The sequence below is a fragment of the Pseudomonas sp. 9.1(2019) genome (assembly GCF_009910445.1).
GTDB lineage: Bacteria > Pseudomonadota > Gammaproteobacteria > Pseudomonadales > Pseudomonadaceae > Aquipseudomonas > Aquipseudomonas paraversuta.
Map to the genome: position 1 here is coordinate 1 of NZ_VBWF01000010.1, position 23,479 is coordinate 23,479.

19 protein-coding genes are annotated in these 23,479 nt (G+C 61.0%); 9 read left to right on the forward strand and 10 right to left on the reverse strand.

All coding sequences use genetic code 11. The annotated features are described in order from the left end of the window. Window positions 1-11: 11 nt before the first annotated feature. Window positions 12-1,154: an ABC transporter ATP-binding protein gene (locus tag FEZ21_RS13625; RefSeq protein ID WP_060781773.1), complete on the reverse strand. Its 1,143-nt coding sequence runs from the start codon at window positions 1,152-1,154 to the stop codon at window positions 12-14. 199 nt (window positions 1,155-1,353) lie between these two features. Then, complete coding sequence (locus tag FEZ21_RS13630) at window positions 1,354-2,115, reverse strand: gamma-glutamyl-gamma-aminobutyrate hydrolase family protein (protein ID WP_127195633.1); 762 nt, start codon at window positions 2,113-2,115, stop codon at window positions 1,354-1,356. A gap of 277 nt (window positions 2,116-2,392) precedes the next feature. On the opposite strand from FEZ21_RS13630, the gene FEZ21_RS13635 reads away from it, so the two are divergent. The 5 genes from FEZ21_RS13635 (at window position 2,393) to FEZ21_RS13655 (ending at window position 9,037) form a co-directional block, all read left to right on the forward strand. After that, entirely contained in the window at window positions 2,393-3,769 is a 1,377-nt protein-coding gene (locus FEZ21_RS13635; protein WP_003447791.1) for a glutamine synthetase family protein, read from the forward strand. A 134-nt stretch (window positions 3,770-3,903) separates the two neighbouring features. Next, a complete protein-coding gene (locus FEZ21_RS13640; protein WP_003447790.1) occupies window positions 3,904-5,187 on the forward strand; it encodes an FAD-binding oxidoreductase in 1,284 nt (427 codons plus the stop codon). A gap of 202 nt (window positions 5,188-5,389) precedes the next feature. Next, on the forward strand, window positions 5,390-5,938 hold the full coding sequence (locus tag FEZ21_RS13645; protein WP_003447789.1) for a cupin domain-containing protein: 549 nt from the start codon (window positions 5,390-5,392) through the stop codon (window positions 5,936-5,938). A gap of 845 nt (window positions 5,939-6,783) precedes the next feature. Next, window positions 6,784-8,124 (forward strand): MFS transporter, encoded by a 1,341-nt coding sequence (locus FEZ21_RS13650; RefSeq protein WP_003447785.1) that lies wholly within the window; start codon window positions 6,784-6,786, stop codon window positions 8,122-8,124. Beyond that, the gene (locus FEZ21_RS13655) at window positions 8,108-9,037 is read left to right on the forward strand and encodes a 2-hydroxyacid dehydrogenase (RefSeq protein WP_160627457.1); all 930 of its coding nucleotides are present in this window, start codon (window positions 8,108-8,110) and stop codon (window positions 9,035-9,037) included. The genes FEZ21_RS13650 and FEZ21_RS13655 overlap by 17 nt, the downstream gene beginning before the upstream one ends. Here FEZ21_RS13655 and FEZ21_RS13660 read toward each other — a convergent pair. Next, entirely contained in the window at window positions 9,013-10,380 is a 1,368-nt protein-coding gene (locus FEZ21_RS13660) for an MFS transporter (RefSeq protein WP_160627459.1), read from the reverse strand. The two genes, FEZ21_RS13655 and FEZ21_RS13660, sit on opposite strands and share 25 nt — an antisense overlap. A gap of 106 nt (window positions 10,381-10,486) precedes the next feature. Further along, window positions 10,487-11,200 carry a murein L,D-transpeptidase catalytic domain family protein gene (locus FEZ21_RS13665; RefSeq protein ID WP_003447781.1) on the reverse strand — a complete coding sequence of 238 codons (714 nt, stop codon included), beginning with the start codon at window positions 11,198-11,200 and terminating at the stop codon, window positions 10,487-10,489. Window positions 11,201-11,344: 144 nt separating this feature from the next. Here FEZ21_RS13665 and FEZ21_RS13670 point away from each other — a divergent pair, with 144 nt between their 5' ends. Beyond that, window positions 11,345-12,904 (forward strand): murein L,D-transpeptidase, encoded by a 1,560-nt coding sequence (locus FEZ21_RS13670; RefSeq protein ID WP_003447779.1) that lies wholly within the window; start codon window positions 11,345-11,347, stop codon window positions 12,902-12,904. 38 nt (window positions 12,905-12,942) lie between these two features. Beyond that, window positions 12,943-14,019: a nitronate monooxygenase family protein gene (locus FEZ21_RS13675; RefSeq protein ID WP_160627461.1), complete on the forward strand. Its 1,077-nt coding sequence runs from the start codon at window positions 12,943-12,945 to the stop codon at window positions 14,017-14,019. On the opposite strand, the gene FEZ21_RS13680 is transcribed toward FEZ21_RS13675, so the two are convergent. The 6 genes from FEZ21_RS13680 to FEZ21_RS13705 all read right to left on the reverse strand — a co-directional run bounded on the left by FEZ21_RS13680 (window position 13,992) and on the right by FEZ21_RS13705 (window position 20,065). After that, window positions 13,992-15,305, reverse strand: a complete 1,314-nt coding sequence (locus FEZ21_RS13680; protein WP_160627463.1) for an MFS transporter — start codon at window positions 15,303-15,305, stop codon at window positions 13,992-13,994. The two genes, FEZ21_RS13675 and FEZ21_RS13680, sit on opposite strands and share 28 nt — an antisense overlap. A 76-nt stretch (window positions 15,306-15,381) precedes the next feature. Further along, window positions 15,382-16,404 carry a 4-hydroxy-2-oxovalerate aldolase gene (gene dmpG, locus FEZ21_RS13685; protein ID WP_003447759.1) on the reverse strand — a complete coding sequence of 341 codons (1,023 nt, stop codon included), beginning with the start codon at window positions 16,402-16,404 and terminating at the stop codon, window positions 15,382-15,384. A 10-nt stretch (window positions 16,405-16,414) separates the two neighbouring features. Continuing rightward, entirely contained in the window at window positions 16,415-17,344 is a 930-nt protein-coding gene (locus tag FEZ21_RS13690; RefSeq protein WP_003447757.1) for an acetaldehyde dehydrogenase (acetylating), read from the reverse strand. 21 nt (window positions 17,345-17,365) lie between these two features. Then, window positions 17,366-18,157 carry a fumarylacetoacetate hydrolase family protein gene (locus FEZ21_RS13695; RefSeq protein WP_003447755.1) on the reverse strand — a complete coding sequence of 264 codons (792 nt, stop codon included), beginning with the start codon at window positions 18,155-18,157 and terminating at the stop codon, window positions 17,366-17,368. 140 nt (window positions 18,158-18,297) lie between these two features. Next, on the reverse strand, window positions 18,298-19,071 hold the full coding sequence (locus FEZ21_RS13700) for a glucose 1-dehydrogenase (protein WP_003447753.1): 774 nt from the start codon (window positions 19,069-19,071) through the stop codon (window positions 18,298-18,300). Window positions 19,072-19,084: 13 nt separating this feature from the next. Further along, window positions 19,085-20,065, reverse strand: coding sequence for a flavin reductase family protein (locus tag FEZ21_RS13705; RefSeq protein WP_003447751.1), 981 nt, complete (start codon window positions 20,063-20,065; stop codon window positions 19,085-19,087). A 172-nt stretch (window positions 20,066-20,237) separates the two neighbouring features. Between FEZ21_RS13705 and FEZ21_RS13710 the strand changes: the two genes are divergently transcribed. Together FEZ21_RS13710 and FEZ21_RS13715 are read left to right on the forward strand one after the other, a co-directional pair. After that, window positions 20,238-21,674 (forward strand): coniferyl aldehyde dehydrogenase, encoded by a 1,437-nt coding sequence (locus tag FEZ21_RS13710; protein WP_160627465.1) that lies wholly within the window; start codon window positions 20,238-20,240, stop codon window positions 21,672-21,674. A gap of 156 nt (window positions 21,675-21,830) precedes the next feature. Beyond that, window positions 21,831-23,405, forward strand: coding sequence for an amidase (locus FEZ21_RS13715; RefSeq protein ID WP_003447748.1), 1,575 nt, complete (start codon window positions 21,831-21,833; stop codon window positions 23,403-23,405). Window positions 23,406-23,479: the final 74 nt, after the last annotated feature.

Sequence of the window (23,479 nt, forward strand, 5' to 3'; positions counted from 1 at the left end):
TTTTCGAAGGTTCATGAGCGCAGTACCACGCCGCTGTCGTCTTCCCACCAGACGTAAACTTCGTCGTCCCAGGTCGGTCGTGCACCACGGCGCTCGGCGTTGGCCATGAACGACTGCACGATCTTGCCGCCGGGCAGTTCGACGTAGAACACCGAATGGCCACCCAGGTAGGCAATGTCATGCACCTTGCCCCGGGACCAGTTGTACTCGAAGTCCGGCTTGACTGTGGTGACCAGCATTTTTTCCGGGCGAATAGCGTAGGTGGTCGACTTGTCTTCCAGTGACGTAGTGACCCCGTGGCCGACGTAGATATTACGCTCCAGTTCCGGGCAGTGAATGATCGCGAAACCTTCTTCGTCTTCGATCACATCGCCGTCAAAGGCGTTCACGTTACCGATGAACTCACACACCATGCGGCTGACCGGTGCTTCATAGATATCCACCGGGCTGCCGATCTGGGCGATCCAGCCCAGGTGCATGATTGCGATGCGCTGGGCCATGGTCATGGCCTCTTCCTGGTCGTGGGTCACCATGACGCAGGTCACGCCGACGCGCTCGATGATCTCCACCAGCTCGAGCTGCATTTGCGAACGCAGTTTTTTGTCCAGTGCGCCCATCGGCTCATCGAGCAGCAGCAGCTTCGGACGCTTGGCCAGCGAACGGGCCAGGGCCACACGCTGACGCTGACCGCCGGACAATTGATGGGGCTTGCGCCTGGCGTACGGGGTCATGTGCACCAGCTTGAGCATTTCTTCAACCCGGGCGTCGATTTCGCTGGCAGGCAAACGGTCCTGCTTGAGGCCGAAGGCAATGTTCTGGGCTACGGTCATGTGCGGAAACAGGGCGTAGGACTGGAACATCATGTTGATCGGCCGCTCGTAGGGCGGCATGTCGGTGATGTCGACCCCGTCGAGATAAATCCGTCCTTCAGTCGGTCGCTCGAAGCCGGCCAGCATGCGCAGCAGGGTCGACTTGCCGGAACCGGAACCGCCGAGAAGGGCAAAGATTTCGCCCTGATGGATCTCCAGGGACACATCGTCCACGGCAATCGTCTCGTCGAATTTTTTCGTGACCCGATCGAATTTTACCAGCACCTTTTTCGGTGTCTGCTGGCCTTCAAGAACCTTCCTGTAAAGGCTGGAGGCGTTTGCCATGTGAAACTCCCAACAGATTTCAGTCGTCAGGCCAGAAGGGCCCGACATAAGAGTTGATTGCAAGACAGCTGTGGACGGGCTGTCGGTAGTACTTGTTGTTATTGCGGTTTGTTGTTGTAGTGAAGGACGGGCGTGCCAAGACACGCCCTCCTGATTCACGGGGGCAGTTCAGTGTTCAAACAGGTATCGGACTTGTCAGTCAGCGGCTCTCACGAAGCGCTGCACGTTGTCGGCATGCATCGCCAAACGCCTGGAAAATACTCAAGTAGACAGGGTTGTTCATGACCTGCCATTCCGGGTGCCATTGCACGCCGACGGCAAACGCCTCGCTGTGCTCGACAGAAATCGCCTCGATCAAGCCGTCCGGTGCAATGGCTTCGGCGCGCAGACCCGGGGCCAGGCGGTCGATGCCCTGGGCGTGGATCGAGTTGACCTCAAACACCGTGGGCAGATCCAGCGCCTGGAATACACCACCCGGTTGCACGTGAACGGCATGGGCCGGGGCGTACTGCACGGACAGATCCGGGTGATCCGCTTCGCGGTGGTCGAGGGCACCGGGGAGCTCATGCACCTTCTGATGCAGGCTGCCACCAAACGCCACGTTCATTTCCTGAAAGCCTCGGCAAATGCCGAGCACCGGAATCCCCGCCGCAATGGCTGCTTGCAATAGAGGGAGGGTGGTGGCATCGCGCGCCGGATCGTGCTCCGTGCCGGGTGCACTGGCGGGGCCATCATAGTGGACTGGTTGTACGTTCGACGGTGAGCCGGTGAGCAGCAGGCCGTCCAGACGGGCTAGCAGTTCATCTGTTTCTGTCAGTTCGGCCAGGCTGGGAATGATCACCGGGAGCCCTTGCGCCGCGACACTGACAGCCCGCAGGTACTTGTCGCCGCTGACGTGGTAGGGGTGCAGGCCAATCTGTTTGACGCACGCTGTAACGCCGATCAATGGCTTGATTGCCATTTTTATCACCTCGAAGTTTGACACTTGAAGAGCTTTTTCGGAGCTTAGCCTTGTTGATTTTAATTAACAACTTCTATGTAAAAAATTCTAAACACGTAGCTTCGGATCGTCATAATTCGCCGCTATGCCAAAGCTCCGTTGGCACAATATGAGCTAATTTTTGCCTGAAAAATAACGATGAAGGCCCGGGTGTTCGCTATTGACTTCACTTTGCCTTTCGGATTGACTGGGTTTCAGAAACGGCTGTGAACATAATAATTAACATAATAGGTGCCTCATGTCGGTCCCCCTGCGTGCCATTCAGCTCAATGAAGCGAACGCATTCCTTAAGAAATATCCTGAGGTTTTGTACGTCGACCTTCTCATTGCGGATATGAACGGCGTGGTGCGCGGCAAGCGCATCGAACGCACCAGTCTGCACAAGGTCTACGAAAAAGGCATAAACCTGCCGGCATCATTGTTTGCACTGGACATCAATGGTTCTACGGTGGAAAGCACCGGCCTGGGCCTGGACATCGGTGATTCGGACCGCATCTGCTACCCCATCCCCGATACGCTGTGCATCGAGCCCTGGCAGAAGCGCCCGACGGCCCAGCTGTTAATGACCATGCACGAACTTGAAGGCCAGCCGTTCTTCGCTGACCCGAGGGAAGTGTTGCGTCAGGTGGTCAGCAAGTTCGATGACATGGGCCTGACCATTTGCGCCGCCTTTGAACTCGAGTTCTACCTGATCGATCAGGACAACGTAAACGGTCGTCCGCAGTCCCCGCGTTCGCCGGTGTCCGGCAAGCGCCCGATGTCGACCCAGGTGTACCTGATTGATGATCTCGACGAATACGTCGACTGCCTGCAGGACATTCTGGAAGGTGCAAAAGAGCAGGGCATCCCGGCTGATGCGATCGTCAAGGAAAGCGCCCCGGCGCAGTTCGAAGTCAACCTGCATCACGTCAACGACCCGATCAAGGCGTGCGATTACGCGGTGTTGCTCAAGCGTCTGGTGAAGAACATTGCCTACGACCATGAGATGGACACCACCTTCATGGCCAAGCCGTACCCGGGCCAGGCGGGCAATGGTCTGCACGTGCACATTTCGATTCTCGACAAGCAGGGCAATAACATCTTTGCCAGCGAGGATCCCGAGCAGAACGCCGCACTGCGTCACGCGATCGGCGGTGTGCTCGAGACCCTGCCGGCGCAGATGGCCTTTCTCTGCCCGAACGTCAACTCGTACCGCCGTTTCGGTGCCCAGTTCTATGTGCCTAACTCACCGAGCTGGGGCATCGACAACCGCACCGTAGCGGTTCGCGTCCCCACAGGCTCTGCCGATTCGGTACGCATCGAACACCGGGTTGCCGGCGCCGATGCCAACCCGTACTTGCTGATGGCTTCGGTACTGGCCGGTATTCACCACGGTCTGACCAACGAAATCGAACCGGGCCCACCGGTGGAAGGCAACAGCTACGAGCAAAATGAACAGAGCTTGCCGAACAACTTGCGCGATGCCCTGCGCGAGCTGGATGACAGCGAAGTCATGGCCAAATATATCGATCCCATGTACATCGACGTCTTCGTCGCCTGCAAGGAAAGCGAGCTGGCCGAGTTCGAGAACTCCATCTCGGACCTGGAGTACAACTGGTACTTGCACACCGTCTGATTGGCCAACGGCTGTCATTCACAGATAGAACAATTGCGCAGTTGGTGGGGGACGCAGAGCCTGCGTCCCCCACGAATGCGTGCCGCCGGCGTCCGGACCTGCCGGTACGCCGGCGGTGCCCATCGGAGAATTTCATGAAACAAACCCATGTAAACAGCTATTACGCCGCGACCCGAAACCACAGGGCCGAATTCCCGGTGCTCGAGGAATCGGTGGAGTGCGATGTCTGTGTGATCGGCGCCGGCTACACCGGCCTATCCTCGGCCCTGTTCCTTGCCGAGGCGGGCTACAGCGTGACCGTACTTGAAGCGGCCCGGGTCGGTTTCGGTGCCAGCGGTCGCAACGGCGGTCAGCTGGTCAACTCCTATAGCCGGGACGTCGATGTCATCGAGGCCCGTTACGGTGAAAAGACGGCCCGGGTGCTGGGCAGCATGATGTTCGAAGGCGCCGATATCATTCGCCAGCGCATCGACCAGTACGACATCCAGTGTGATTACCGTCCAGGCGGAATTTTTGCCGCGCTGAACAGCAAGCAGCTCAAAGCCCTGGCCGAGCAGAAAAGCAGCTGGGAGGGTTATGGCAACCAGAAACTGACAATGCTCGACGCCGCGGACATCAAGCGCGAAGTAGGCTGTGCCAACTACGTTGGTGGTCTGCTGGACATGCAGGGCGGGCACATCCATCCGCTGAATCTGGCACTGGGTGAAGCCATGGCGTTCATTGGCCTGGGCGGTAAAATTTACGAACAGTCGGCTGCCGTGGACATCACTTACGGCGAGCCGATCACAGTGCGCACCGCCAAGGGTGTAGTACGGGCCAAGTACCTGCTGATCGCCGGTAACGCCTATCTGCCGCAGAACCTCGACAATCGAGTGACCGCCAAAAGCATGCCTTGCGGGTCGCAAATTGCCGTGACCGAACCGCTGCCCGAAGAGGTTGCCCGCAGCCTGATCACCAACAACTACTGCGTTGAAGACTGCAACTACCTGCTGGATTACTACCGCCTGACTGCCGACAATCGTTTGCTGTATGGCGGCGGCGTGGTCTATGGCGCCCGCGAACCGGACGACATCGAAAAACTGATCAAGCCGAAAATCCTCAAGACCTTCCCGCAATTGAAGAACGTCAAAATCGACTATCGCTGGACCGGCAACTTCCTGCTGACCATGTCACGCATGCCGCAATTCGGTCGTATCGAGAAAAACGCCTACTACATGCAGGGTTACAGCGGCCACGGGGTGACCTGTTCGCACCTGGCCGGCAAATTGATCTCGGAAATGATCCGTGGCGATGCCGAGCGTTTCGACGCTTTTGCCTCCTTGCCGCACATGCCGATGATTGGCGGCCGTACCTTCCAGGCGCCGCTTACAGCCATGGGCGCGGCGTACTACGCAATGCGCGACCGTTTCGGTATCTGATAACACCTGGCAAGCGGCTTGATCCCGGGCAAGTCCGCTCCCGGAGGTCTTATATTTAGCGGTCATTTGGCGAACCTGCTGAGCAACACCCGCAAACGTGATTTAATAGCCGCCTTTCACGTTTGTGGTACAGGGGTACGGTGCGATCTACGCCATCCGTCGCCCCCCCATTACCCTTAAGTAGTTCACACATAAGGCTGTCATGGACACGGGCTCACGACTCAAACTAGTACGCGAAAGCTACAAAATGTCCCAGCGCGAGCTGGCCCGACGTAGCGGCGTCACCAATGCCACCATCTCCCTGATCGAGCAGAATCGCGTCAGTCCTTCAGTCAGCTCTCTGAAGAAACTGCTGGAAGGCATCCCCATGTCTTTGGCCGACTTCTTCACCTTCGACCAGCCGCCCCGTGCTCACCAGTACGTGTTCCGGGCCAATGAACAGCCGGATCTGGGCCGTGACGGCTTGCGCCTGTTGCTGATTGGAGCTTCGGTGCCGGGCCGGCAGATGCGTTTGTTGCGCGAGCAATATGCGCCTGGCGCAAGCTCGGGTGAAGAAGCGATAGTGCACGCCGAAGGGGAGGAGTGCGGGCTGGTCACGCGGGGAGTGGTTGAGCTCACCGTAGATGGAATGAGCAGCATCTTGAATGCCGGGGACGGCTATTACTTCCCGACCACGCTACCCCATCGCTTCAGAAATATCGGGGCGGACGAGGCTGAAATCATCAGTGCCAACACCCCCGCCAACTTCTGATCTGAAAGCCGCCCGAAAATCCCTTTTGGGCACTGTGTTTTGTGGGAGCTGGCTTGCCAGCGATTGAACACAGACACCCAGTCGCCCTCATCGCTGGCAAGCCAGGCTCCCACAGATTTACTGTGATCTGAAAAGTTGCCACTCCCCCTGTGGGAGCTGGCTTGCCAGCGATTGAACAAAGACACCCGGTCCCCCGCATCGCTGGCAAGCCAGGCTCCTACAGATTTGCTGTGTGCTGAAAAGTTGCCACTCCCCTGTGGGAGCTGTGTGCTGAACAGTGGTGTGCACTGCCACTCCCCTGTGGCAGCTGGCTTGCCAGCGATTGAACAGAGATACCCAGTCGCCCTCATCGCTGGCGAGCCAGCTCCTACAGATTTGCTGTGTGCTGAAAAGTTGCCACTCCCCCTGTGGGAGCTGGCTTGCCAGCGATTGAACACAGACACCCGGTCCCCCGCATCGCTGGCAAGCCAGCTCCTACAGATGTGCTGTCATCTGAAAAGTTGCCACTCCCACTGTGGGAGCTGGCTTGCCAGCGATTGAACAGAGATACCCAGTCCACCGCATCGCTGGCAAGCCAGGCTCCCACAGATTTGCTGTCATCTGAAAAGTTGCCATTCCCCTGTGGGAGCTGGCTTGCCAGCGATGGCCTTTGGCCGCCACCCCCGAGCCGCGGCACCGGCAAGCAAATGTCGGCAGCGGGTCGAACTGGGCAATGATTAATCCCATATAAAGGGACGCGGAATCATATATTGAACTGTTGTCGCGACTGGTTTATCGTCTGGCCATAACCAAGGGATCAGGCGGCTGTCGGGTTCCTAAAATAAATACAACAAGAGGTTTTCCCCATGACAGGTCCTTCGCTGGACAGTTGTCTGCATGCCAGCACCATGAAGAAGCTCAACCTGAAGCTGATTCCCTTCCTGATGTTGTTGTACATGGTGGCTTACATTGATAAGTCGAACATTTCGGTGGCGGCGTTAACCATGAACGCCGACCTCGGGCTCAGCGCGCGCATGTACGGCATCGGCGTGGGTCTGTTCTTCCTCACCTACATTCTGTTCGAAGTGCCCAGCAGCATCATCCTGACCCGGGTCGGTGCACGGCGTTGGATTGCGCGGATCATGATCACCTGGGGCATCATCGCCGCCGGCATGAGCCTGATCCAGAGCGCCAACCAGCTCTACGTGATGCGCCTGTTGCTGGGTGCAGCCGAAGCCGGTTTCACCCCCGGGATCATCTACTACCTGTCCCAGTGGTATCCGCGCAGTGACCGCGCCCGGGCCATGTCATGGTTCTACATCGGCGCGGCGCTGGCGTCGGTGATCGGCTTGCCGCTGTCGGGTGCCTTCCTGCACCTGGACGGTTTGCTGGGCATCAACGGCTGGCGCTGGCTGTTCTTTCTCCAGGGCATTCCTGCGGTGGCGCTGGGCATCGTGGTCCTGCGCTACATGCCAGATTCTCCCGCCACTACCAACTGGCTGGACAGTGCGCAAAAAGCCTGGCTCAGCCGCACCATCGAGGCCGAACAGGCGACCACGGTCATCTCGCACAAGGATGCCTGGCATGTGGCATTTCGCAGTCGCCAGGTGTGGTTGCTGAGTCTGTTCTGGTTGCTACAGGCTTTCGGCACTATCGGGGTGACGCTGTTTTTGCCGCTGATCGTGCAGTCGGTATCAAAGCAAGGTTCGTTTGTGGTCAGCCTGCTGTCGGCGATGCCGTTTTTCCTGGCCTGTGTATTCATGTACGCCAACGGCCGCCATTCCGACCGCACCGGTGAGCGGGGCTGGCACCTGGGCGGGCCACTGTTGCTGGCCGGGGGCATGCTGGGGTTGGCGGTGTTTACCGGCAATCAGTGGCTGGCCTACGTGATGCTGGTGGTGGCGGTCGGCCTGAACTGGGCGGCGACCCCGGTGTTCTGGGCCACGACTACCGAGTACCTGTCCGGGCCAGCGGCCGCTGTTTCGATTGCCTTGATCAACTCCATTGCCAACATCGCCGGGCTTGGTCTGCCACCGGTCATGGGCTGGATCAAGGACACCACCCTCAGCTATGACTACGCCTTGTTGATGGTCGCCGTCGCCTTGCTGGCCGGTGGCGTGCTGGGGCTGTACCTGGGGGGGCAACGCAAGCGCCAGGTCGTACGTGATGCTATACGGGAGGGCCGCGAAAATGTTCACAGTGCTTAAAGTGGCGCGTCTGCCGGACATGCTCAGCGAACGTTTACATGCCCGATATGAGGTGCTGGAATGCAGCGAGAGCGGTGCCGGACTCGATGCACTGAAGGCGCGGGGAATCCGTGCCATGGTCGCCAATGGTGAGTCGCGGGTGGGGGCCGAACTGATCGGGCGCCTGCCTGATCTGCAAGTGATAGTGGTGTTCGGTGTCGGTTACGACGGTATCGATGTCGAGTTCGCCCGGGCCCGGGGCATTGTGGTGACCCACACCCCGGACGTGCTGACCGAAGACGTTGCCGATTTCGCCATTACCTTGATGCTCGGCACCGCCAGGCGCATTGCCAGGGCCGATCAGTTCGTGCGGTCCGGGCAATGGCAGCAAGGTCCGTTCGGCTTTACCCGCAAGGTCAGCGGCGCGCGTCTGGGCATCGTCGGGCTGGGGCGCATCGGCATGGCGATTGCCCGGCGCGCGGCGGCGTTTGACATGCGCATCAGCTACCACGGGCGGCGTCCGTTGGCGGTTGAGTATCCTTACTCTTCATCGCTGACCGAGCTGGCTGCAGCTGTGGATTTTCTGGTGATTGCCGTGGGCGGCGGGGAATCGACCCGGCACCTGGTGGATGCCACGGTGCTCGCGGCACTGGGCAGTGAAGGCATCCTCATCAACGTGGGGCGTGGCAGCGTGGTTGATGAGGCCGCGCTCGCCAGCGCACTGGCCGAGGGTCGTCTTTTGGGGGCCGGGCTGGATGTGTTCGAGGATGAACCACGGCCTCATCCCGGCTTGTTGGGGCTGGACAATGTGCTGTTGGCGCCACATATGGCCAGTGCCACCTGGGATACCCGCAGGGCGATGTCCGACCTGACCCTGGCCAATCTGGCTGCGCATTTTTCCGGTGCTGACTACCCGTCACCTATCCCGCAGTGAATGGCCATTTTACTGCGCGGATCTGTTGCGCCCGGGGTTCCGGCCCCGGCCTCATGCAGGGAAATCCTTGAGGTCTCCGGCAACGCCAGGCCACCGAGCAATGCCAGCAGTGCAACGGCTATCAGGTAGAAGGCTGGCGACAGGTTGCTGCCGGTGGTGCTGATCAGCCATGTCGCCACCAGCGGTGCGGTACCGCCGAAGAGGGTGTAGGCCATGTTGTAGGTAATGGCCGAGGCGGTGTAGCGAGTGCGGGTCGGAAAGGTTTCCGAGAGCAGGGCGGCGGTTACTACCCCGCACAGCACCGCGCCCACCGCCAGCAGCATGACACCGATGATGGACGCTGCGAAGCCGCCGGAACTGGCCATCAGGAACGATGGATAGACCACAACCATCAGCAGTGCACAGGCCGTCATCACCGTAACCCTGCGCCCGACGCGGTCTGAATACAGTCCTGCCAGCGGGCAGATCGCGGCGGCAAACAGCAAGGCAATCAGTGAAACCAGCAACGCCGTTGCCCGACTCAGGCCCCCGGCTACTTGCAGGTAGGTCGCGAAGTAGGTGGTGAACATATAGAAGGACAACGCCGTCAGCGACACAAAGGCGCCCAGGCAGCAGATGGCCGCGCCATGGTTGCGCAGGGTTTCCTTGAGCGGGGAGTGGGCCACCGCATGTTCCTCGGCCACCGCCTGGAATGCCGGGGTTTCATCCAGCTTCAGACGCATGTAAAGCCCCACCAGACCCAGTGGTGCCGCAATCAGGAACGGCAGGCGCCAGCCCCAATCGGCCATGGCCTGTGCCGATAGCGACGCCTCGAGGGCATAGGCCACCACGGCCGCCGCAGCGAAGGCACAGAAGGTCGATACCGGCAGGAAGCTGCCATACCAGGCCCTTTTATCATCAGGAGCGTGTTCCATGAGGTAGGCGCAGGCACCGGCGTATTCACCCCCGGCGCTAAAGCCCTGGGCGCAACGGATCAGGGTCAACAGGATCGGCGCCATCACGCCAATGGCGGCATAGACAGGCAGCACCCCGATCAGTGTGGTGGCACCCGCCATCAACAGAATGGTCATCGCCAGGGTTCTTTTGCGACCGATGCGGTCACCCAGCATGCCGAAGAAAATGCCGCCAAGGGGACGGAACGCAAAGGCTACGGCGAATACGGCGAAGGTCTTGAGCAGCGCGGCACTGGCATCACTGCTGGGGAAAAACTGCTGGGCGATGGTGGTGGCCAGAAAGCCATAAACCGCGAAGTCGAACCATTCGACGAAGTTCCCGATGGCCGCGGCGGCAATGACTTTTCTCAGGGTTTTGGGGCTGACCTGCCCGGTGATGGCACTCGTCATGCTGAACCTCGACATTTCATCAGAATGCTTTCGATTATCGAGGCAGTCAGTGAAAGGGTTCGCTTCAAAAGTGTCATCGGCGTAGTCAGCACCGACGTCCTGCCTCTCAGCCGCCTTTGGTGGAGACGATACTCGCCACCAGGCGGGGCTTGCAGTTCAGATAAGCCGACGATTGCAGCCAATGCTGATCGGGGTACCAGGCAAACATGAACTGACCGTCCTTGAGTTTGTCTACCACCTGGCGCGCCACTTGCGGGCGTACGGCAGGGCAGCCCTGACTGCGGCCGATGCGGCCCTGGGTCTGGCTCCACAACGGGTTCACATAGCTGGCAGGGTGAATCACGATGGCCCGCTCACGGGCACTGTCATTGATACCCGGCTCCAGGCCGTCCATGCGCAGTGAGTAACCGTTGGCACCCTGGTAGCTTTCCTGGGTGCGGAACAGGCCAAGGCTGGATTGATGGCTGCCTTCGTTATTGGAGAATTGAGTGGCGAAGTTTTCCCCGGATTTTTGCCCGTGGGCCACCAGGTCACGCAGCACCAGGGTCTTCTTGCGCAAGTCGAAGATCCACAGGCGGCGGGCCGTGGAAGGTTGCGAATAGTCGATGACTGCAAGGTTTTGTGCGGGGCTGGCGCCACTGCTGACGGCGCATTGCATGGCACTGAGGGCGCTTTTAAGTACCTGGGGATTGAGTTCCGGAGCGGCCTGGGCGAGGCTGTTGTAAAGCCCTGGTGAAGAAGTATTGGCGGCGAACGCTGGGCTGCACAAGGCTCCCAGGGTCGCGGCGACCAGAAAAAGTCGTCGCAAAGAAATCAGCATAGATTAAGAGTTTCCACTGTTGAATTGGCTCCTGACACTCCATCGAGTTAATGGCGATCCTTTATTTACTGCTAGCCTTCAGGGTTGCCGTGACGGCTGTTACGGTGACCGCCAACGTGACGGCCATGGATTGGAGTAAAGCAGTTGATCAAAAAACAGGCATTTTACTTGAGCATTGCCTTGCTCGCGTCGCCATTGGTCGCATGGGCCGACATGCCCCCCGACCAGCCTGACAACCCCCTGCAGCAGACCCTGCTACAACTGCCCCAGGCCTGTCCGACCCTGGCGTCCGGCCTGACGCCTCAGACCCAGGCACTTTTGCAGGCCTTTTATGAAGGCCAGAACTACCAGCCGGTATGGGCACAAGAAGGGCGTCTGGCCGCTCTGCAGGCCGCCTTGCCACAGCTGGCCGACGACGGGCTCGACCCGCTCAATTACCCCTTGCCCGAGGGCCAGGACCTGTGTGCCGACATCGACACCAGCCGTCAATATCTGCAAGCCCTGCACGATTTGCATTTTGGTCGCCTGACGCAAAGCCGCTTTGAACCGGTCTGGCACGCCAACGCTGTAGAGGTAGATCCCCAGGCCGAACTGCTGGCAATCGCCGGGCCCGGGGTGCAGAACGTGGCAGCTGCTTTTGCACAGGCCCGTCCCGCCCTTGAGCAATATCAAGACTTGCGCCGGGTCTATGCCCGGGAGCGCCAGCAGCCGCTGCCCCAGTGGCAGCCGATCGCGGATGGCCCCTTGCTGCGCCCCGGCATGCAGGATGCGCGGGTACCGGCACTGGCCAGGCGTCTGGCCAGCGAGGGTTACCTGAGCGGTGAGCCGCAGATCGTCAACAACACCTACTCCAATGAGCTGGCCTCGGCGGTCAAGAGCTTCCAGCTCGATCACTCGCTACAGGCCGATGGCGTTGTCGGGCCGGGCACTGTTAAAGAGTTGAACGTCAGTCCGGCAACCCGCCGCGAGCAACTGCGGATCAATCTGGAGCGTTTTCGCTGGATGGCCCGGGACTTCGAACCCACCAGCCTGCTGGTCAATGTTCCGGCTGCACAGTTGACCGTGTTCCAGAACGGCCAGCCGGTATGGCAGACCCGCACCCAGGTCGGGCGGGCCGACCGGCAGACGCCGTTGCTCAAGTCCCGGGTGACGCGCCTGACCCTGAACCCGACCTGGACCATCCCGCCGACCATCTTCAAGGAAGACAAACTGCCGCAGATTCGCCGCGATCCGTCTTTCCTCAGCAAGCATGACCTGCAGGTACTCGACAGCAGCGGGCAGCCGCTGGCGGTACAGAGCATCGACTGGGACCGTCCGGGCAACATCCTGCTGCGTCAGGGTGCCGGGCCGCGCAACCCGCTGGGGCGTATCGTCATCCGTTTCCCTAACCCGTTTGCCGTGTACCTGCACGACACCCCCAGCCAGGCCCTGTTCAGTAAAGGCCCCCGTGCCTTCAGTTCAGGCTGCGTGCGGGTCGAGTCGGTGTTCCAGTTGCGCGACCTGCTGGTGACCCCGGCGGAGAAGGCCCGCACCGAGGAATTGCTGGCCACCGGGCGCACCACCGAGTTCAGGCTGTCCAACCCGGTGCCTATCCTCATGACGTACTGGACCGCCCATGCCGACAAGAACGGCAAGGTGGTGTACTCACCGGACATTTATAATCGTGACCCGGCATTGATATCGGCCCTGGCCGCCAAGCGCTGATGTCCGTTTCAACCTTGAACTGATCTGCGAGACCTGCAATGACTCAATCCCGTTTTACCGACCTGGTGGGCATTGCCCATCCGATCATCCAGGCTCCGATGCTGGGGGCGGGGGCAGCAATGATGATTGGCGTGGCCAGGGCCGGAGGGCTGGGCTCCCTGGCCTGTGCCACCCTGACCCTGGAGGGGGTACGCGCCGAAGTGGCGGCCTTTCGTGAAGCCTGCGATCAACCGTTCAATCTGAACTTCTTCTGCCATCAGGCCCCGGAACCCGACGAGGCCCGGGCCCGGCAGTGGAAGTCGTTGTTCAAGGATTATTACCGCGAACTGGGAGTGGACTATGACGCGCCGACCCCGGTGTCGAGCCGTGCGCCTTTTGATGAGGCCGCCTGCGCCCTGGTTGAAGAGCTGCGTGCACCGGTGGTCAGCTTTCACTTCGGCCTGCCGGCTCCGCACCTGTTGGCCCGGGTCAAAGCCTGCGGGGCGAAGATTTTAAGTTCCGCCACCACCGTTGAAGAAGCGCAGTGGCTGGAGCGCAACGGCTGTGACGCGATCATTGCCATGGGCTACGAAGCCGGTGGCCACCGCGCGATGTTTTTGAGCAATGAGCTGGCGACCCAGATCGGTACCTTTGCCCTGGTGCCGCAAATTGTCGATGCGGTATCCGTGCCGGTGATTGCCGCAGGTGGCGTGGCCGATGCCCGGGGTATCGCCGCGGCTTTTGCTCTGGGTGCCTGTGCCGTGCAAATCGGCACGGCCTACCTGTTCTGCCAGCAGGCCAAACTTGCCCAGCCCCATTACCGCGCCTTGCGCGAAGCCGCCCCCGGCAGCACCGCCCTGACCAACCTGTTCACCGGTCGACCGGCTCGCGGCATCCTCAATCGGGTGATGCGAGAGCTGGGGCCGATGAACTCCCAGGCCCCGGAGTTCCCGTTGGCGGGCGGCGTACTACTACCGCTCAAGGCCAAAACCGAGCCTGCCGGTTCCGGGGATTTCATCAACCTGTGGGCGGGCCAGGCCTTCGCACTGAGTCCGGGACGCAGCGCCCAATTGTCGTCCGAGGAACTGACCCGCAAGTTGGTCGCTGACTACGCCGCGCGTTCCACATGCAAATAGCGGGTCTGCGCGGCGTGGGTGGAGGTGCGAATTAAAAGTATGATCGAACCGACCACCGGCAGGCTCACCAGCAGCAAGCCGTAGCGCAACGATTCAATGCCAAAACGTGGCAGCAGGGCATCGCTGAACAAACCGGCGAGCAAAGGCCCGACCCCGACCCCCAGCAGTGTCGAAATAATGGTTTGCAAGGCCATCGCCGTGCCCCGGCGATTGGCCGGCACCAGTTGCGTGACCAGGTTGTAGGACGGCGCCACCCACCACACCACAAAAAAACTGTACAGCGCGCACCACAGCATGGCGCTGGGGATCGGCACGCCTGCAACCTGGGTCCAGACCGTGTCGGGCCACAACAAATAGGCGAACAGTGCGCTGATCGCGGCCACGTGCCCGATCACCGGAATACCCACTTGCCAGTGCGGATTGCGCGGCGTCAGGTGGTCGCTCAACCAGCCGCTGAACAACGCCCCGATACCGGCAAAGCCGCCACAAATAAACCCGGCCAGGAGTCCGGCGTGCTGCAACGACAAGCCATGGGAGCGCACCAGAAAACTGGTGTTCCACATGCCGATGGCATAGGAGCTGAGGGTGGTCAGGCCCCCGGCCATGATCAGGCAGCGGTAAGCGGGCAGGGCCCAGAGTGCGCGGGCTTCGCGGCTCAGGCTTTGCAGGGGATGCGCGGCATGGGCGCTGGCCAGATCCCAACGGCCACGGGCCGGGTCCTTGACCACGAAGGCCAGCACCAGGGAAAACAGCAGCGCCGGCATGCCAATTACGATAAACGCCATGCGCCAGCCATACTGCTCGACCACCCAGGCGCCGAGGCTCAAGCCGATCACCGCCGAGAAGGTCGGTGCAGCGGTGAAACAACTGATGGCAAACGAACGGCGCTGGGGCGGGTACAAATCGGCAATGATCGACATCGACGCCGAGGTGGTGGGCGACTCGCTCACCGCAACCGCCATGCGCGCCAGGGCCAGCATCCAGAAACTCACGGCCAGGCCGCAGACCATGGTCGCCACGGCCCACAGCAGGCACGCCATGGCCAGCAGGCGGGTGCGCGACATGCGATCGGCCAGACGCCCGGCAGGCAAGCCGAGCAGGGCGTAGACCCCGGCAAATGCCAGCCCGGAAATCAGCCCCATGGCCGTGTCACTGACGCCGAATTCGAGCTTGATCGGTTCAATCATGACCGCCAGGATCTGCCGGCCGACAAAGTTGTCGGCAAACACCGCAGCCAGCAACAACAGCAAAGCATGGCTGCGCCAGCCGACGTTAGGGTTGGACATAATCGGTTTTCCTGTCAGATAAAAACGCCAAAGGCGCTGACCCACATTGCGTCAGCGCCTTTGCCAAACCCCTGCCTCAGCCCCGGCGGCGAGCCAGGGTCATGGCGGTATCTTCGATCATGTCTTCCTGGCCGCCGACCATGCCGCGTCGGCCCATCTCCACCAGAATTTCCCGTGCCGGTACGCCGTACTTCTTCTCGGCGCGCTTGGCGAACAGCAGGAACGAGCCATACACACCGGCATAGCCCATGGTCAGGGCGTCGCGATCGCTGCGGATCGGGAAGTCCATGATCGGCACGACCAGGTCTTCAGCCACGTCCTGGATGCCAAACACGCTGACCCCGGTTTCAATGCCCATGCGGTCACAGACCGCCACCAGGATTTCCATCGGCGTATTGCCCGCGCCGGCGCCCAGACCTGCGGCGGCCGCATCGATCCGGGTAGCCCCGGCTTCGATTGCGGCGATGGAGTTGGAGACCCCCATCGACAGGTTGTGATGGCCGTGAAAACCGATCTCGGTGTCCGGGTGCAACGCGGCCCGCATGGCCGCTACCCGGGCCTTTATGTCATGGGGCAGCATGTAGCCTGCGGAGTCGGTGAGGTAGATGCAGTTGGCCCCGAAGCTCTCCATCAGCTTGCCTTGCTTGACCAGCCCTTCGGGGCTGTTCATGTGCGCCATCATCAGAAAGCCCACGGTGTCCATGCCCAGCTTGCGGGCATAGGAAATGTGCTGTTCGGAGACGTCTGCCTCGGTGCAATGGGTGGCGACCCGGATTGTGTTGACCCCCAGCTCGTAGGCCATTTGCAGGTGATCCACGGTTCCGATACCCGGCAACAGCAAGGCTGAAACCTTGGCCTGCTTCATCATCGGGATTACCGCCGACAGGTATTGCTCGTCGGTATGCGCCGGAAAACCGTAGTTCACCGAACTGCCGCCCAGGCCATCGCCGTGGGTCACCTCGATCAAAGGCACACCGGCAGCATCCAGGCCGCAGGCGATGTCTTTCATTTGTTGCAGGGAGATCTGGTGACGCTTGGGGTGCATGCCGTCGCGCAGGCACATGTCATGCACGGTGATTTTTTTGCCGCGAAGATCCATGGATAGCTCCTTAAGCGAGGGCAGGTTGAGGGGCGGTGGCCTTGAGTTGCAGCTCGCCGTTGAGCATTTGCTCGGCAAACATCTCGGCCGTACGCGCCGCCGCAGCGGTCATGATGTCGAGGTTGCCGGCGTACTTGGGCAGGTAGTCACCGAGGCCTTCGACCTCCATGAAGATCGAGACCCGATTGCCGTCAAATACCGGGCCGTTCACCAGTTTGTAGCCCGGTACGTACTTCTGTACCTGCTGGATCATGTCGGTAATTGCCAGGGTAATCGCCGTCTTGTCCGGCGCGGTTTCGGTCAGGCAATGCACGGTGTCGCGCATGATCAGCGGTGGCTCGGCAGGGTTGACGATAATGATCGCCTTGCCTTTTTTCGCGCCGCCGACCTGCTCGATGGCACTGGCGGTGGTGCGGGTGAATTCGTCGATATTCTTGCGCGTGCCCGGGCCGACCGATTTGGACGCCGCCGTGGCCACGATCTCGGCATACGCCACGGGCTGCACGCTGGATACTGCAGCCACCAGCGGAATTGTCGCCTGGCCGCCGCAAGTGACCATATTGACGTTCATCACGCCGCGTTTGAGATTGGCTTGCAGATTGACCGGTGGCACGCAATACGGGCCGATGGCCGCAGGTGTCAGGTCGATCATCAGCACCCCCAGCTCATTGAGCTTGCGGCTGTTTTCGGCATGCACGTAAGCGGAAGTGGCATCGAAGGCAATCTGGATATTGTCCGCCAGGACGTGGGGCAACAGGCCGTCGACGCCGTCACTGGTGGTCTTGAGACCTAACTCGCGGGCGCGGGTCAGGCCTTCGGAGGTGGCATCGATACCGACCATCCACACAGGCTCCAGCACCTCGCTGCGCAGCAGTTTGTACAGCAGGTCGGTGCCAATGTTGCCCGGCCCGATCAGGGCACACTTGATTTTATTGCTCATGGTAAGCCTCTCGAACTGGGTTTAAGACACAAAGCGCAGGCGTGCAGAACCCAGGCCGCTGAGGGTCAGGCTGACCTCGTCGCCGGGCAGCACCGGTACCAGCGGCGCTAGGGCCCCGGACAGAATGATTTCGCCTTTGCGAAACGGAATATCGAATTTGCCCAGGGTGTTGGCCAGCCAGGCCACTGCCGCGCAGGGGTGACCCTGCACCGCCGAACCGAAGCCGTTGCCGGCCGGCTGGCCGTTTTTCAGCAGGTGCAGTTCGACCTTGGCCAGGTCCAGATCACGGGGATCGATGCGCTGCTCGCCCAGGGCAAACACGCCACATGAGGCGTTGTCGGCCACGGTGTCCTGAATGCGGATTTTCCAGTCGGCGATGCGCGAATCGACAATCTCGAAACACGGCACCACCCATTGGCTGGCCGCCATCACGTCCTCGGCGGTAATGCCGGGCCCGTGCAGATCCTCGCCGAGAATAAAGGCGATTTCACCTTCGGCCCGGGGCTGCACCAGCAGATTGGCGCTGAAGCTGACATCGCTGTTATCGGCGACCTGCATACGGTTGGTCAAAAAGCCGAAGTCGGGCTGATGCACATCGAGCATGTCCTGCACGGCACGGCTGGTGACCCCGATCTTCTTGCCGATCACCTGTTCACCGAGGGCTTCGCGCCGTTGCAGGAAGCGCAATGAAATCTGATAGGCCGTTTCCAGCGTCAGGTCCGGGTAACGCTGGGTCAGCGGCTGCAGGCTGCGGCGTTCGAGCAGCGCGTGAAACAGTTCATCGCCCAGGGCTTCAATCAACTTCGGGTCCATAAACACTCTCTCTAAAATCCGGAAAATATGAGTCACTGTGGGGGCTGGCTTGCCAGCGATGGATTGCGCACGCTCTGACTGCAAAACCCAATCGTGTGCAGCACTGGCAAGCCAGCTCCCACAGGTTCATGGGTACAGCGTCAGCCCGGCCAGACGCTGGACTCGGCACCGCCGTCCACTTCCAGAATCTTGCCGGTCACCCAGCGCGACGCCGGGGTGGCCAGGTACAGTGCGGCGGCACCAATATCTTCCACCTCGCCCAGACTTTGCAGCGGCGTGGCCTTGATCATGACGTCGCGCATGGCCACCGGCAGGACGCGGTTCAGGGCGTCGGTCAGGATCGGTCCGGGGGCAATCCCGTTGACCCGCACCAGCGGCGCGAAATCCTGGGCCAGCAGACGGGTCATGTGGCTCAGAGCGGCTTTGGCCGTGCCGTAGGCGCTGAACTGGGTTTGCGCGTAGCGCGCCGCCCCCGAGGTGATATTGATAATGTTGCCCGCGCCTGCAGCGCGCATATGGGGCACGCAGAGCTGGCACAGGTGATAAGCCGAGGACACGTTAAAGCGCATGATCTCTTCAAAACGCTCGACGCTCAGGGTCAGCGGATCGTTCGGACCGGCGCCGCCAGCGTTATTCACCAGGTGGGTGATGCTGCCCATGTGTTCACGCGCCTGGGTCACCAGGGCGCTGCGCTGCTCGCTGTCATTCACGTCACAGCTCAGGGCCAGGGCCCGGCGTCCTAAAAGGCGGACCTCTTGGGCAACCGCTTCAACGTCGCCCAGGGTACGTGCCGCCAGCACCACATCGGCGCCGGCTTCGGCGTAGGCCAGGGCAATGGCCCGGCCAATGCCGCGGCCGCCGCCGGTAATCACCGCCACACTGCCGGTCAGGTCAAATCGCGAAATAATGCTCATACATAATCCTTTATTAACGGGGAGCCCACAGGTCAGGCAGTCCCGGGTCGCTGACACTGATCAGTCGCTTGAGGAGCACCTTGAGCGCCTGGGCATCGCCGGGGCCTAGTTTGGCCGAGACGTTCTCCTCAACTGCCTTGGCCAGGGCCAGCTGTTGCAAAGAGGCTTCACGGCCGGTGGCGGTCAGGACGTAGCGCGGTTCATGGTTGCTGCCCTCCAGTGCCACCAGATTCTGTTTTTCCAGGAAGCGCATGCTGGCCAGCGTGACCACGTGCCCGGTGTAGCTGACGAAGGTGTTGATCTCGTTCAGGGTCAGGTTGTCGCGAATGCACAGCACGGAAAGGATGAAAAACGCATGTTCGTCCAGTTGCTGGTTGCTCAACAGGCGATGCAGGGCGTCCAGCAGCTGGTAGTGGGCGCGGCCCAGCAAATACCCCAGCAAATCCTCGGTGTAGCTGCATTCCGGAGGTGGCGGGGTGGTTGCCAGGCGCAGCTCGCTACGGGGCTTGCGGGTTGCCAGTGCGTACTGGCCGCTCTGGAACGCCAGCGGCGCGCGGTCGCTGTGATCAAAGGCGAGCACCTCACCGACAAAAATCACATGGTCGCCGCCTTCATATTGAAAGGCTGTACGGCACTGAAAGCGAGCAGTGCAATCCTGTAGCAGCGGGGCTTCGCTGATACCGCTGTCGAGTTCGATTTCGGCGAACTTGTTTTCGCCCTGCATGGCAAAGCGCCCGGACAGAGGTTCCTGTTCGGTCGACAGCACGTGCACGTTCCAGTGTTTGCCCGAGCTGAATACCGGCAGGCTGCGGGCGGACTTGGCCAGGCTCCACAGCACCAGCGGCGGATTGAGCGACACCGAGTTGAAGCTGTTGGCGGTGATCCCGATAGGTGATCCGTCTTCAGCCTGGGTGGTGATGATGGTCACCCCGGTGGTGAAGGTACCGAGTGCGGTACGGAATGCCTGGGGATCGAAACTGCTTTGCATTGCCATGACGAACCTCATGGATTGAATTTTCGTGCTTGCAGTATTCCCCTCGCAGTGGGGCCCTACATCGTCTTAATGGACTAACGAATACAGCCGATTATCGTCCGATCGGACGAGGCGTGGAGGGTCGTAATTGTCTAGCGTCGGCGCATTAAAACGATGCCAAGAGGACTGATCCATGACATGCAGCAGTACGGCCCCAGAACAGCTGTCCAGCCTGTTGGCAGCGCAAAAAAAAGCCTTTATCGAGGCCGGTCCGGTCAGCGTTGAACAGCGTCAGCAACGGATCCAGCGGGTGATAGAGCTGCTGGTGCGTTATCAGCAGCCGTTGGTTGAAGCCATGGATGCGGACTTTGGTGGCCGGCCCCAGGGTTTTTCGTTGATGAATGATGTGCTGGGTTCACTGGCATCGCTCAAATATGCCCGCGACCATGTTGCGCACTGGGTGCAGGACGAGCCGCGCGAGGTATTCGCCCCCTATGACCAGTTGGGCGCCAAGGCCTGGGTGATGCATCAGCCCAAGGGCTCGATCGGGATCATGGGCACCTGGAACGCGCCGCTGTTCACCTTGCTCAGTCCGCTGGCCTGCGTGCTGGCCGCGGGTAACCGGGCCATTCTCAAACCCTCGGAAGTGGTACCGCGCACAGCCGAGGTGCTGGCCCGGGCCTTCGGTGAATTGTTCGATACGCTGGAAGTCGCGGTGGTGCTCGGTGATGCAGACCTGGCCCAGGCGTTTACTTCGCAGCCGTTTGACCATCTGGTATTTACCGGCAGCACTGCCGTGGCGCGCTCGGTGATGCGCAACGCGGCCGAAAATCTGGTGCCGCTGACCCTGGAGCTCGGGGGCAAATCGCCGGTGATCATTTCCCGCAGCGCCGATCTGGCCAAGGCTGCATTCAGCATTGCCGTGGCCAAAGCCAACAACGGCGGGCAGATTTGTATCAATCCGGACGTGGTGTACGTGCCCCGAGAGCAATTGGGAGACTTTATCGGCGCCCTTGGTGCGGCTTACAACGAGCTGTTGCCGACCGTGGCCGACAATCCGGATGTGGTGGCCGTGGTCAACGCCCGGCACTTGCAGCGCATAGAAAGCTACGTGCAGGACGCCCGACAGCGGGGCGCCCGGGTGGAGAGCTTCCCGCGGGAGCTGGAGGCTGATCCCCAGGCGCGGCGTCGCCCCCTGCAAGTGGTGATCGATCCGCCCCGTGACAGCCTGATCATGCAGGAAGAAATCTTTGGGCCGGCGCTGGTGGTGCTGCCCTACGATGAGATCGACCGGGCGCTGGCGGACATCAATTCACGGGATCGACCGTTGGCCCTGTATTACTTTGGCCAGAGCGAAGAAGAGCGGCGTCATGTACTGCAGCGCACTATCTCGGGCGGCGTGACCATCAACGACGTGATGATGCACGCGGCCATGCACGACGCGCCGTTTGGTGGCATTGGTGCCTCCGGCATGGGGCATTACCACGGCCGTGAAGGCTTCCTCGAGTTCAGCCACATGCGCACCGTTTTCAAGGCTGCGGCCCATGATCCGCGCCGCGAGTGGGGCATGTTGCCGCCCTATGGCGAACACTTCCAGGCGACCATGCAGTCGATGGTCACCCCTGACTGATTCCACCCAGAAATAAATCAACCCTGCAGGAGCGTGCTTGCTCGCGATGCCGGCAACCCGGCGGTTCAGACCGGTCGGGGTGTCGCAATCGCGGGCAATCCAGTGTCGAGCGGTTGCTCCTGCCCATAACAACAAGATGTGATCCGGAGAGATATTTTGCCAATCCCTGCTGCTACCCCAGAAGACACCCAGACCCCGGCCGGCTGGCAACGCCGCCACGTACTCAAGGCCGGTGTCCTGGCCGCAGGCGCCGGTCTGCTCGGCCGCTATGCCGGTGCGGCGGGTTCGAGCGCCGTATCATCCAACGAATATCTGGCGATGGACGCCACCGACATGGCCCGGGCCGTGCAAAAGGGTGAGCTCACTCCCGAGCACCTGCTGGCTGCGGCCATGGCCCGTTGTGATGCGGTCAACCCCAAGGTCAATGCGGTCAACATGCGTCACGATGAGTACGCCCGGGCGCTGCTCCAGACCCGTCGCGCCGCAGGGGCACCCGCCACCGGCGCGCTGGCTGGCGTGCCCATCCTGATCAAGGACCTCAACACCTACCTTGAAGGCACCCGCACCACCAATGGTTGCCGTCTGTTCAAGGATGCACCGCCGGCGCCACAAACCAGCACCCTGATTGCCCGCTATCAGGCGGCTGGCGCTGTACCCTTCGGCAAAACCGCGTGCCCGGAGTTTGGTCTTACCACCACCACCGAATCCCTGCTCTGGGGGCAAACCCGCAACCCGTGGAACCTGGGCAGAAGCGCAGGGGGCTCCTCCGGTGGTGCGGCTTCGGCAGTGGCGGCCGGCATTGTGCCGGTGGCCCATGCCACTGACGGCGGTGGCTCGATCCGTATTCCGGCCTCCTATTGCGGTGTGGTTGGCCTCAAGCCCACCCGTTACCGTACCCCCAGCGGCCCGGGCAAATATGAAGGCTGGTTCGGTGCCAGCGTCGGCAACGTGGTATCGCGCAATATCCGCGACATGGCATTGTTTCTGGATGTCGGTCAGGGTCATGAGCCAGGCAGCCCGTACTGGGCAAAGCCGCTGGTACGCCCGTATATCGAAGAGCTGCGCACCGCCCCCGGGCGTTTGCGCATCGGCCTGGTACGGGATTCACTGACCGGTTCGCCACTGGACCCTGCAGTTGCAAAGGTGCTGGACGATACGGCCAGACGCCTGAGCGCGATGGGGCACAACGTTGAAGAGTTGCGCTTGAATATCGACCCGCGCCAGTTGTTCGGTGCCCACGGATCGGTGATCGGCGACGCCTTGCTGACCCTGGTTCACGACCGCGAACAGGCGATGGGCCGGCCGGCCACTGCCGATGACTTTGAACGCATCACCCAGGTGGTGCTGGACAATGGCAAGAAAGTCACGGGCGAGGGCCTGTACCGGGCCCGGCAGTCGTTTGAAAGCATTGGTGGCTACATGGAGCAGCAGTTCGACACCTACGACGTGATCCTGTCGCCGGTCACTGCCAACGTCACCCCGGAACTGGGCCTGCTCAGCCTCAACCAGCCCTGGGAAAGCTACGCCCACAACGCCATGGGCAGCGCGGCGTTTACCGTACTGGCCAACGTCAGCGGGCAGCCGGCGATCTCGTTGCCGGTGGGCATGAGCGACAACGGCTTGCCGATCGGCATGATGTTTACCGGGCCATTGGGCGGCGAAGACGTGCTGTTGCGTCTGAGCGCACAAATCGAGCAGGACCGGCCGTGGGCGAAATTGCCCACTGTTTGATAACCCATTGCAGCGTCTGTAGTCGCTGACAAGCAGCGCGAGGCTGCGATCGGTAACCCAGGCTGGCAAGGTCC

Excerpts from the sequence above, each read along its gene's own strand:
- FEZ21_RS13650 (WP_003447785.1), top strand. The coding sequence starts at position 6,784 with ATGACAGGTCCTTCGCTGGACAGTTGTCTGCATGCCAGCACCATGAAG.
- FEZ21_RS13690 (WP_003447757.1), bottom strand. The coding sequence starts at position 17,344 with ATGAGCAATAAAATCAAGTGTGCCCTGATCGGGCCGGGCAACATTGGC.
- FEZ21_RS13665 (WP_003447781.1), bottom strand. The coding sequence starts at position 11,200 with ATGCTGATTTCTTTGCGACGACTTTTTCTGGTCGCCGCGACCCTGGGA.
- FEZ21_RS13710 (WP_160627465.1), top strand. The coding sequence starts at position 20,238 with ATGACATGCAGCAGTACGGCCCCAGAACAGCTGTCCAGCCTGTTGGCA.
- FEZ21_RS13655 (WP_160627457.1), top strand. The coding sequence starts at position 8,108 with ATGTTCACAGTGCTTAAAGTGGCGCGTCTGCCGGACATGCTCAGCGAA.
- FEZ21_RS13700 (WP_003447753.1), bottom strand. The coding sequence starts at position 19,071 with ATGAGCATTATTTCGCGATTTGACCTGACCGGCAGTGTGGCGGTGATT.
- FEZ21_RS13705 (WP_003447751.1), bottom strand. The coding sequence starts at position 20,065 with ATGGCAATGCAAAGCAGTTTCGATCCCCAGGCATTCCGTACCGCACTC.
- dmpG (WP_003447759.1), bottom strand. The coding sequence starts at position 16,404 with ATGGATCTTCGCGGCAAAAAAATCACCGTGCATGACATGTGCCTGCGC.
- FEZ21_RS13630 (WP_127195633.1), bottom strand. The coding sequence starts at position 2,115 with ATGGCAATCAAGCCATTGATCGGCGTTACAGCGTGCGTCAAACAGATT.
- FEZ21_RS13625 (WP_060781773.1), bottom strand. The coding sequence starts at position 1,154 with ATGGCAAACGCCTCCAGCCTTTACAGGAAGGTTCTTGAAGGCCAGCAG.
- FEZ21_RS13680 (WP_160627463.1), bottom strand. The coding sequence starts at position 15,305 with ATGTCCAACCCTAACGTCGGCTGGCGCAGCCATGCTTTGCTGTTGTTG.
- FEZ21_RS13660 (WP_160627459.1), bottom strand. The coding sequence starts at position 10,380 with ATGACGAGTGCCATCACCGGGCAGGTCAGCCCCAAAACCCTGAGAAAA.
- FEZ21_RS13645 (WP_003447789.1), top strand. The coding sequence starts at position 5,390 with ATGGACACGGGCTCACGACTCAAACTAGTACGCGAAAGCTACAAAATG.
- FEZ21_RS13635 (WP_003447791.1), top strand. The coding sequence starts at position 2,393 with ATGTCGGTCCCCCTGCGTGCCATTCAGCTCAATGAAGCGAACGCATTC.
- FEZ21_RS13695 (WP_003447755.1), bottom strand. The coding sequence starts at position 18,157 with ATGGACCCGAAGTTGATTGAAGCCCTGGGCGATGAACTGTTTCACGCG.
- FEZ21_RS13675 (WP_160627461.1), top strand. The coding sequence starts at position 12,943 with ATGACTCAATCCCGTTTTACCGACCTGGTGGGCATTGCCCATCCGATC.
- FEZ21_RS13640 (WP_003447790.1), top strand. The coding sequence starts at position 3,904 with ATGAAACAAACCCATGTAAACAGCTATTACGCCGCGACCCGAAACCAC.